The organism is Mycobacterium palustre, assembly GCF_002101785.1.
GTDB classification, from domain to species: domain Bacteria; phylum Actinomycetota; class Actinomycetes; order Mycobacteriales; family Mycobacteriaceae; genus Mycobacterium; species Mycobacterium palustre.
Genome location: NZ_LQPJ01000047.1, coordinates 1 through 1,192 on the forward strand (window position 1 = coordinate 1; position 1,192 = coordinate 1,192).

Here is a 1,192-nt window from a genome sequence, read left to right on the forward strand (position 1 = left end):
ACACTCAACGCCGCCACAGCGCACTCAGCGGCCTACCACCCATCAGCCGCCTGTAACCAACGTTATGGCCGGGTACACCTAGCCGCCGTGGTGGCACCGGCCCCCGCAGATTCCCGTTCCCGCGAAGATGCACAGCGAGGCGCGCCGCAGATCCCCTGGTCGCCTACTTGGGCTGGCAGGGAATGGGAAATCTCGGCGATGACGCGATCTATGACGCGGTCCGGTCGCAGCTTCCCGGTGCGACGTTTCTCGTCATGCCGAGATTTCAACGAGAGATGGCCAGGACTTACGCAACGGGTTTGAATCGGTCACTGCGACGCAGCAGGCAAGTGGTGGGCGGCGGCACTCTGGTGGGGACTTACGATTTCAGGCAACTGATCAAGCGAGGCTTTACCCTCACCAGAAATAATGGAAGCTACGCGATCGGTGTTGGAGTTGACGACCCTTTCTTTGAGCGACGCAAGAACCGTTCGGACAAGGACGAGCTGAAGCGATGGGCGCCGATACTTTCAGAGTTTCGCATCGTGTCGGTGCGGGGACCGCGAAGCGCCGAGCTCCTATCCGACATCGGGGTCAATGTGGAGGTATCGGGCGACCCGGCACTTCTGCTTCCGCGACCTGACGTAGCGCCGGAAGCAGGCTTGGTCGGGCTGAATCTCGGCTTCGGCGACGACGACCTCTGGGGACAGGAACCGGCGAAGGTGGCTGAAGAGATGGCGGGCGCGATCAAACAACTATCCTCGGAGGGCTATCGATTTGTCGGAATCCTGATGAATCAAGTCGACAAGAGGTGGACCGGACAGGCGCTCAACGGCGTCGCCGCAGACATTGTGCATCCTGTCGATGCGAACGCCGCGGCGCGGGAGCTGGCCCGCTGCTCCGTCGCCATCGTCAGCCGGCTTCACGCCGGGATCTTGGCGGCGCTGTCCGACACCCCTGTCGTGCAGCTGGAGTATCTGCCCAAGTGCAGAGATTTCGCGCTTTCCATCGACGATGAACGGTCGCTGATCCGCACCGACGAATTGACCACTGCCGCCGTCGTTGACGGTGTCCACAACGCGCTCGCGGACTCTGCGAATATCGAGGCCACAACGCATGCCGCCGTCGAGAGGCTCGGGAGCGTCCCGGGGAGTGGTGTAAGTGATGGCGGCGTGTCGGTCCCTGACGTAAGAGGGCCATCGCGTGAGTCTCT

The 1,192-nt window shown here is 62.2% G+C and carries 1 protein-coding gene; it reads left to right on the plus strand.

Going from position 1 to position 1,192, the window contains the following annotated elements; genetic code table 11:
- Positions 1–182: 182 nt before the first annotated feature.
- Positions 183–1,192: polysaccharide pyruvyl transferase family protein (locus tag AWC19_RS03825; RefSeq protein ID WP_142280960.1), on the plus strand; the 1,010-nt coding region annotated here is incomplete at its 3' end.